This window comes from uncultured Tateyamaria sp. (assembly GCF_947503705.1).
In the GTDB taxonomy this organism is placed as follows: Bacteria; Pseudomonadota; Alphaproteobacteria; order Rhodobacterales; family Rhodobacteraceae; genus Tateyamaria.
This window is the reverse complement of sequence record NZ_CANNES010000002.1, coordinates 17,810-26,786: the sequence shown is the minus strand read 5'-3', so window position 1 is coordinate 26,786 and position 8,977 is coordinate 17,810. Positions and strand designations below refer to the sequence as shown.

The window sequence follows — 8,977 nt, the reverse complement described above, 5'->3', positions numbered from 1 at the left end:
CCGAAAGGCGCCCGCCCACCGACCCCGATCTCGCGCCCCTTACGCTCGTTTCGGTTTGTCCTGCCGGGCTGAAAGCGCGATCTCCAATTCCTTTTCCAGGCCTTTGGCCCGCGCGACATAAGCATCGTTTGTTGAGGCGGGTCTGTCAGGATCCCACAATTCGGCCAATTGGCGAACGGCATCCCGGTCGTGGTTGTAAAAGACCCGTTCCGCCTCAGCCGCCTCATAGTCGCTCAGGCCCAGATTTTCGAGCACGTAGCGCCCCGCGCGGAGCGAGCCGTCAAACATCTCGCGCACGATGTCATCGGCCCCGGCCTGATAAAGCCTGTAGACATGAACCCGATCATAGGCGCGCGCAATGATATGCAAATCTGGCCGCACCTTGCGGGCATAGGCCACCAAACGTGTCGCGGTTTCGGGATCGTCCAGGGCAACGACCAAAACGCTGGCCTCGTCCAGCCCTGCCGCATGCAGGATGTCGGGGCGGCTGGGGTCGCCCAGGAACCCCTTGAAGCCGAAGCGCCGCATGAGCGCGATGGTTTCCATGTCGTGATCCAACACCACGGTATTGAACCCTGACCCTTGCACCAGCCTGTTGACGATTTGGCCGAACCGCCCGATGCCGGCGATAATCACCGGACCTTCGTGGTCAATCTCGTCGGCCTCTACCTCTTCGCCTACGTCGCCCATGCGCCGTGCGATCCGGTCGTGCAGAATGAACAGGAGCGGGGTGATCAGCATCGTCAGTGCGATCACAAGCAACAACGTCTCAGCGATGGTGGTCGGGATCACACCCTGGGCCACGGAAAAGGCCACCAGAACAAAACCGAATTCGCCCGCCTGCGCGAGCCCGAGGGTAAAGAGCCAGCGGTCGCGCCCATGGATGTGGAACGCCCGCGCCAGTGCATACAGTACCAGCCCTTTGACCAGGATCACCAGAACGGCCATGGAGATCAGGGCAGGCCAATCTTCGAACAGCAGGGTGAAATTGATACCCGCCCCCACGGTGATGAAAAAGAGGCCCAGGAGGAGCCCCTTGAACGGTTCAAGGTCGCTTTCCAATTCGTGCCGGAATTCAGAGCTAGCTAGAACAACACCCGCAAGGAAGGCGCCGAGGGCGGGGGACAGGCCCACCAGCATCATCAGGAAGGAAATCGAAACGACGATCAACAGCGCCAGCGCGGTATACATCTCGCGCAGCCGTGCTGCGTGGATGAACCGGAACACGGGCCGGGTCAGGAATACGCCCGCTAGGATGACAGCCGCGATGGCCCCGATGGTCACCAACGTCACGCCCCAAGCAGGTAGGCCATCCACAAGGCTCATCGCTACGCCGTGGTGGCCATCGCCGTGGCTGTCATGGCCCACGCCGATGGACCCGTCCGCGTTGATCTGGACGGGCAATGTTACGACCAAGAGCGGCAGGAATGCGAGAATGGGGATAACGGCGATGTCTTGTGTCAAAAGAACGGAAAACACGGAGCGCCCGCCCGCAGTCTGCATCAACCCTTTTTCGGACAAGGTTTGCAGCACGATCGCCGTTGAAGACAGCGCCAGCGTCAGGCCGATCGCAAGGGCAACGCCCCAAGGCTGATGATAGGCAATGGCAACGCCCATGATCGCCAGCGTGGACAGCAGGACCTGTAGGCCGCCCAAGCCAAGCAGTTTGTTGCGCATGTCCCAAAGCGCGCGTGGTTCAAGCTCTAGCCCGATCAGGAACAGCATCATCACCACGCCAAATTCTGCAAAATGCTGAAGGTCTGCCGTCTCGGAGCCGACGAGGCCAAAGACAGGGCCGATCAGGATCCCCGCCGCCAGGTACCCCAACACCGATCCCAGCCCCAGCCGCGCGGCGATGGGCACGGCGATGACGGCCGCTGCCAGATAGATCGAGGCCTGATAGAGGAAGCCTTCCATGGGGTCACATCTCCGCTTGTTGGTCTCAGGTGGGCAGCGGCCCATCCTGTTTGAGCTGGTCCATCACGATCTGGCTTTGCACCCGGGCGACGGCCGGATGGGGCAGCAGCACCTCGTGGATCAGTGTATTGAGGGCGGCAAGGTCGGTGCAATAGACCCTGAGCAGGTAATCGGCATCGCCGGTCATTGTCCATGCGCTGGTGACCTCGGCGCGACTGTGGATCAGGCGGGCAAAGCTGGCCGAGTGTTCGGGCCCGTGGGTGCCCAGATGGACCTGGACGAAGCCTTGCACCGCCAGCCCCAGCCGTTTGGGGTTCAGGCGTGCAACATAGCCTTCGATATAGCCTTCAGCCTCAAGCCGCTGCCTGCGCCGCCCGATCTGGCTGGCCGAGAGGTGCAGCATGTCGCTCAGCTCCTGAGCCGTCAGATGTGCATCCTTTTGCAGCGCGCTGATCAGGCGGGTGTCGGTGGAATCAAGCATATGCGGTCCAAACGCGGTTTTTGGCGTAATTATGCGTGAAGCGCGCAATATTTCCAGGGCTTGGGCCTGTGATTGCGCGGAAAACGCGCGCGGGGTGCCATATATTTGCGCAAACGCCAGAAGGAGACCGCTGATGGGACCGTTCCCGCACCATGCCCCGAAATCCACGATCAGTGCTGAGAACCCCGCGGGCACTGACGGATTCGAGTTTGTCGAGTTTGCCCATCCTGAGCCGGACGCATTGCGCGCGCTTTTTGGTCGGATGGGGTATGAGAAGGTGGCCAAGCATCGGATCAAGGATATCGAGCTTTGGCAACAGGGGGATGTCACCTATGTGCTGAACGCTGAAGCCGACAGCTTTGGTGCGCGCTTTGTGGCCGAACATGGGCCGTGTGCCCCGTCCATGGGCTGGCGTGTGGTGGATGCGCAGCACGCTTTTGAACGCGCGGTTTCCTTGGGCGCAAAACCCTATGAGGAGACGGGCAAAGTTCTGGACGTGCCCGCAATCTACGGGATCGGAGGCAGCCTCATCTATTTCGTCGATCAGTATTACGACACCTCGCCCTACAACGACGAATACGAATGGCTGGCGCAGTCCAAGCCGCGCGGCGTCGGGTTCTTTTACCTCGATCATCTGACGCACAATGTGCACAAAGGGAACATGGACACGTGGTTCCGGTTTTACGGGAACCTGTTCGGGTTCAAGGAAATCCGCTTTTTCGACATCGAAGGCAAGTTTACCGGGCTTTTGTCGCGCGCGCTGACCTCACCTTGTGGCCGTATCCGCATTCCGATCAACGAAGATCGGGGCGAAACGGGTCAGATCGTGGCCTACCTCAGGAAATACAAAGGTGAGGGCATCCAGCATATCGCGGTGGGATCGGACAATTTGTACGACAGTACCGACGCGATTGCCGAGAACGGGCTGAAGTTTATGCCGGGGCCTCCGGACACCTATTACGACCTCAGCAAAACCCGTGTCGTGGGCCATGACGAACCGCTGGAGCGCATGAAAAAGCACGGCATCCTGATTGATGGCGAAGGGGTCGTGGATGGGGGTGAGACCAAGATTTTGCTCCAGATCTTTTCCAAGACGGTGATTGGGCCCATCTTTTTCGAATTCATCCAACGCAAGGGCGACGATGGCTTTGGCGAGGGGAATTTCAAAGCGCTGTTTGAAAGCATTGAGCAAGAGCAGATCAACAGCGGCGAACTGAAGGCTAGCTAAGGTACAGCATCCGCCACAGCGCGGGCTTTCCGTGTCGGAAAGCAGCCGGAAACCGTATCGGTTTCCGTTACCCTTTGGGCATCTTGAGAACGAGGTTGCGCGAGCCCTTGCGGTAGCGCAATTCGCCCTCGCCAATAGCCGACACCCGACCGCCATCAATACGGTCCCCGACCTGCACCTTGCGGAACCGGCCGTTGGACAGGCGTACCAAGGCACGCCGGTCAGATGGTTTGCCATAGACGCCGATCAGGTTCACGCGGTTCAGGCTGATGGCATTGCGCACGGTTGCCTCGCGCGTCACCGAGGCCGATGATGGGATCGATGGCGTGACCGTGCGCGGTGCAACGCTGGCCGCTGATGCAGCGGCGGCACTTGCGCTGGGCTGCGGCGTTGCGCGGGCAACCACACGTTCGAAATTGCGCGGGCGCGCGGCTGGCCGCAACGACTGTGTCGCGGCAAGTGCACTGGGCGGCGCATCTTCGGCTTCGGGTGGCGTTTCTTCCTGCGGCGCTTGCGGGCGCAATTGTGGACGGTACGCGGCCAATTCAGAGCGTGACAAGCCACCAAGCGTCGCCCGTTCGTTCTGTTCCACCAGGTCGGTGGGCCGCGCACGGGGGCGGACCTGGGTCAGGGTGTCCAGTGTTCCGGCCTCTGTCGGGTCCGTGGCAAACCGGACCGGCGTGGCAGGCGGGGTAACGGCGGGCCGCCCCAGAAAAACGGTGAACCCGTCAGGGCTGACCGCACCTTCGGGGGTGGGGACGATCCGTCCATTCAGGTCGAATGCAAAATTGGTTCCTGCCGCAGCAGGAGACGTGATAACCGCCAGTTGCGCATCGGTGCCGAAGGACGAGACGGGGGGCAATGCAACGGCATCCTGCGCCGGGCTGACCGGGTCGATGCTTGTGATATAGAGATCATCGAGCGAAATGATTTCTGCGGCTGTGGCCGCGTCAGGGGCTTTGGGCCAGATGCCCGTCACGGCATAGCGCGCCTCAAGGGCAGCGGCATTGAGTTCCTCGGGGGCTTGCGGTTCGGGCAATGGATCGCGCAGGGCATCGAGAACGGCGGCGTCCTCGGCGGTCAACCCATCGCTGAGGCTGTCGTTCAGGGCGGCAACGACCACGCCGTCGGCGGCAGCTTCGTCCGGCGGGGTGCTGGTCGCGCCCACATCATCCAGCAGGGCCGCCTGAGTGTCGTCAGGCAGTGTCGAGGCCAGAGTGCGGTCAGGGCCCTTGAACAACCGGGCCAGGCCTTCATCCAGAAAAACGCTTGCCCAGGCCGCGACGCCCGCCAGAAAGACCAAGAGGACGGCCATCAACACCAGCCCGAGATAGCGCGGTTTGCCGCCTACAGGTGCCGTCTCGCGCGCGCCAAAGACGGTCATACGTTTGGCTTCGGCCTCTGCGGGCGATGGCGGGGCGGTGGCGGCGATAGCCGCTTTGTCAGGTAGGGGTGCGGCGCGCGGTTTGCGGCGCGACAGGAATCCACCGGTGCGGGCCACGGCCGGTTCTGCGACAGGTTCGGGGAGGGGCGGTGCTGGTGCGGTCACCTCGATCGGGCGGAGGCTTTCGGTGGTGGCTTTGGGTGGCTCAACCGGGGGCGCTGGCGCGGGGATTGGCACCGGTTTGACTGGCGTTCCGGATGCGGGCGCATCCCGCGTTACGCCACCCAATGGTGTCGCGGCTGTGATGGGGGTGCCGCGACGGCTTGCAAAGCCCAGGGCGGCCACGCCCTCGGACGCCTTGGTCGGGGCATTACCTTGGGAGGGATCAGTTTGCAGAACAGGTTTTTTGTCGGCCGCCGCTTGAGGAGCGTCAATAGGTTTTGTCGGCTGCTCGGCTTTGGCCGTGGCAGGTTCCGGTTTTACGGCGGGTGGTGCTGTTGGCTGAACCTTTGCGGCAGCGGGCGCATCAGTTTCCTTGGATACGTCTGGCGCGATGGGCACCGGTGTTTTGTTCTTGTCAGCCTTGGGCGCTGCGGCTTGTTTTGCGGGCTCCGGGTCAGGCTCTGGCCAGACAACGGGACCCGTTTCGACCACCCGGATCCCATCGGGTTCGACGACAGCACCTTTCATCAGCAAGCTGTCGGCCTTGGCCGCTCGGCCAAAAAACGGCTCGCCCAGAAAATCACTGTTTTGTGGCGCGGCAACAAAGCTCACCGGGTTAAAGCGATGCTCGTTGGCAAAGGCTTCGGCCTCGGTCAGGGTTTCGCGGGCCACGGCGGCGATATGGGTTGTGGGCCCGTCCGCTGAAATGTCGAAGACAAGCGCATCCACCGGATAGGGCGTGGCCCCCTCAAGGGCCTGCTCTGCCGCCTTCAGACGCGCGGCATGATCGACGTTCCCGGTCTCCACGCTGAGATAGCGGATTTGATCGTCGGGGATGATCAGTTTGCTGCGCACCCGCTTGGGCCTGAGGTCGCCTGCCTTTTTACGTAGAACCGCCAGTTCGCCCGCCAGATCGTCACTGTTCACCGGCACGTCGCCCACGACCTGCCAGCCCCCCGCCGCGCGGAGCAGCAGGCGGATCCCGTCGAAGGACAAGGAAAGCGCAAATTGTGGCTTCATATCGGGCCTTTAGCAGTTGTGCGTGCAGAGCAACACGCCGGACGCCATTTCTACAAGAATAGTGCAGGTCTTTGCTCATGAAAAGTAAAACACCGCGATTGGCTTGTGCCGCGTGCCCCCAGCGGCGCAATATCGCAAAGAGCGGAACGGTAAATGGAGCCAGCGTGATGCGAATGCTGATGTTGAGTGCAGCGATGCTGCTTGGGTTTGTGATGCAGGGCAAGGCCGACGCGCCGCCGCGCATCTTGTCGGTGGTGGGCGAAGCGCAGGTGGCGACGGTGCCGGATATGGCCGTGATTTCGCTGGGCGTGACGCATACGGACAGGCGCGCAGGTGCGGCGATGGACAAGGTCAATGCTGACGCGAATGCCCTGCTGGAGGTTTTGGCCACGTTGGATGTCGCGCCACGCGACGTGCAGACCGATCAGCTGAGCGTGTCGCCCATCTGGGACAACGGCAACAACGGGCCCCGGCGGATCACCGGCTTTGTGGCGCGCAATGCGGTGTCGGTGCGGGTCCGCGACCTGGGGCGGCTGAGCGAGATTATGGATGCGGCCCTTGATGCAGGGTCAAACGATTTCAACGGGTTGCGGTTCGCTTTGCAAAACCCCAACCCGGTCGAAGCGGAGGCGCGGGCCGCTGCTGTCAAGGATGCAATGTCGCGCGCGGCGGGACTGGCTGAGGCGGCTGGGGTGGCATTGGGGCCGATCATTACGCTGAGCGAACAGGGTGGTTTTCGCCAACCGCAGATGATGATGGCCGCCCGCAGCGAGGACATGGCCATCGCGACGGGCGAAGTTGGCGTGAGCGCATCTGTTGCGATCACGTTTGATCTGATCCCGTAAGGCGGGGTGTCCCCCCGCCCGCGGTGGGCTTAGCTTGCCGCTTTGGACAGGGCTTGATCCAGATCCGCGATGAGGTCGTCGGCGTCTTCGGTTCCGATCGACACGCGCACAACCTCGGGCGCGGCACCGGCGGCCCGCTGCTGGTCTGCCGTCAACTGACGGTGCGTGGTCGAGGCGGAGTGGATGATCAGCGACCGCGTGTCGCCCAGGTTCGCCACGTGGCTGAAGATTTCCAAGGCGTTCACCAGCTTGACGCAGGCATCATAACCGCCCTTGACCGCAAAGGTGAACAGCCCGCCCGCGCCGCGCGGGCAAATCTGGGCCACACGTTTGAAATAAGGCGATGATTCCAGCCCCGCATAGGTCACGTAATCAACACGCGGATCAGCCTCCAGCCAGTTGGCGATCTTGACCGCGTTTTCCACGTGCCGCTCCATCCGGAGAGACAGGGTTTCGGTGCCCATCAGTGTGTAGTGCGCCGCCTGCGGGTTCATCGTCATGCCCAGGTCCCGCAGACCGATGGCGATACCGTGAAAGGTGAAGGCCAGCGGGCCAAAGGTCTCGTGGAATTTCATGCCGTGATAGGCAGGCTCGGGTGCGCTGAGCGACGGGAATTTATCATTGGCGGACCAATCGAATTTGCCCGAGTCCACAACGCAACCGCCCGTGACCGTGCCATTGCCGGTCAGGTATTTGGTGGTCGAGTGCACAACCAGCGTCGCCCCATGTTCGATGGGCCGGCACAGGTAAGGCGTAGCTGAAGTGTTGTCGACGATCAGAGGAATCTCGGCCTCGTCCGCGATTTTCGCGATGGCGTCAAGGTCGGTGATATAGCCACCGGGGTTGGCAATCGCCTCGCAGAACACCGCGCGGGTGTTGTCGTCGATGGCCGCCTTGACCGCGTCCAGATCGTCGAAATCGACAAAGGTGGCCTCCCATCCGAACCGCTTGATCGTCTGGCTGAACTGGGTCACCGTGCCGCCGTATAGGCGGGTGGAGACGACGACATTCAGGCCAGGTGCCATCAGTGGGAAGAGCGCCATGATCTGCGCCGCGTGGCCCGAAGAACAGCACACACCGCCAACGCCACCCTCAAGCGTGGCGATCCGTTCTTGGAGAACGGCGACCGTGGGGTTGGTCAGGCGGGAATAGATGTACCCGACCTCTTGCAGGTTAAAGAGAGCGGCGGCGTGTTCGGCATCGCGGAACACGTAGGCGGTGGATTGATAGATCGGCGTCTGGCGCGCACCTGTTGCCGGGTCAGGCCGGGCGCCCGCGTGAATTTGAAGGGTGTCAAAGCCGTATTTGGGGCCGTCGGTCATGAGATCTGTCCTTTGCGATATCTGCGTGCAGCTTGGCGCCATGGTTAGGCAATGCGCGCGCTGCGGGCAAGGGCGGGCAAGGACTTGGGCGGTTTCACTTCGTTGCGAGCGCCGACAGGTTCCTATCCGGTATAGACCAGTGGAAGGTGGGCCGCGATTTCGGGAAAGGCCGGGACCATATATTCCACCAATTCGATCAGCGGCATGGCGCAATGGGGTTCAAAGCGCAGCACATAGCGGACCTGACTTGTCCGTTTGCAGACGCCCGCCGCGTCCAGATGATCCCATTCGACCCAAAGGTTGGAATAGTTGTTGATGCGCAGACCTTCGGCGACGATACGCGGCTTGACCCGGATAATCCCGGCCTCGGTTGCAATGTCGCGGTATATGCTCAGACCTTCGACGAGAGTATCGGCCGAGCCAAAGACAAGCAGATCATCCTTGGTGTAGGCTGGCATAGGAAAGGCGTAGTGACGGGCCAGGTCCATCAAACGCCCTTCATCAAAGGCGGTTGCCAATACCTCCAGAAATTTCAGCGTCGTTTCAGACATCGAAGGATCCAATCGCAAACAGAATTTCGTTCGTTGATCGTTTGGTCAAATTTTGGCCCGCTTAGTC

At 61.7% G+C, this 8,977-nt stretch carries 7 protein-coding genes; 2 read left to right on the top strand and 5 right to left on the bottom strand.

Annotation, left to right across the window (positions count from 1 at the left end):
* Window positions 1-39 precede the first annotated feature (39 nt).
* Together Q1A44_RS06290 and Q1A44_RS06285 are read right to left on the bottom strand one after the other, a co-directional pair.
* Window positions 40-1,917, bottom strand: coding sequence for a cation:proton antiporter (locus Q1A44_RS06290; RefSeq protein WP_299621522.1), 1,878 nt, complete (start codon window positions 1,915-1,917; stop codon window positions 40-42).
* Between the two features lie 25 nt (window positions 1,918-1,942).
* Window positions 1,943-2,398: an Lrp/AsnC family transcriptional regulator gene (locus Q1A44_RS06285; RefSeq protein WP_299621519.1), complete on the bottom strand. Its 456-nt coding sequence runs from the start codon at window positions 2,396-2,398 to the stop codon at window positions 1,943-1,945.
* Window positions 2,399-2,531: 133 nt separating this feature from the next.
* Between Q1A44_RS06285 and hppD the strand changes: the two genes are divergently transcribed.
* Window positions 2,532-3,626, top strand: a complete 1,095-nt coding sequence (hppD, locus tag Q1A44_RS06280) for a 4-hydroxyphenylpyruvate dioxygenase (RefSeq protein ID WP_299621516.1) — start codon at window positions 2,532-2,534, stop codon at window positions 3,624-3,626.
* Window positions 3,627-3,693: 67 nt separating this feature from the next.
* On the opposite strand, the gene Q1A44_RS06275 is transcribed toward hppD, so the two are convergent.
* Entirely contained in the window at window positions 3,694-6,192 is a 2,499-nt protein-coding gene (locus Q1A44_RS06275; RefSeq protein WP_299621513.1) for a hypothetical protein, read from the bottom strand.
* 167 nt (window positions 6,193-6,359) lie between these two features.
* Here Q1A44_RS06275 and Q1A44_RS06270 point away from each other — a divergent pair, with 167 nt between their 5' ends.
* Window positions 6,360-7,037 (top strand): SIMPL domain-containing protein, encoded by a 678-nt coding sequence (locus Q1A44_RS06270; protein WP_299621510.1) that lies wholly within the window; start codon window positions 6,360-6,362, stop codon window positions 7,035-7,037.
* A 29-nt stretch (window positions 7,038-7,066) separates the two neighbouring features.
* On the opposite strand, the gene Q1A44_RS06265 is transcribed toward Q1A44_RS06270, so the two are convergent.
* Both Q1A44_RS06265 and Q1A44_RS06260 read right to left on the bottom strand, forming a co-directional pair.
* Entirely contained in the window at window positions 7,067-8,359 is a 1,293-nt protein-coding gene (locus tag Q1A44_RS06265) for an O-acetylhomoserine aminocarboxypropyltransferase/cysteine synthase family protein (RefSeq protein ID WP_299621507.1), read from the bottom strand.
* A 122-nt stretch (window positions 8,360-8,481) separates the two neighbouring features.
* Window positions 8,482-8,910, bottom strand: a complete 429-nt coding sequence (locus tag Q1A44_RS06260) for a hypothetical protein (protein WP_299621504.1) — start codon at window positions 8,908-8,910, stop codon at window positions 8,482-8,484.
* Between the last annotated feature and the right edge of the window lie 67 nt (window positions 8,911-8,977).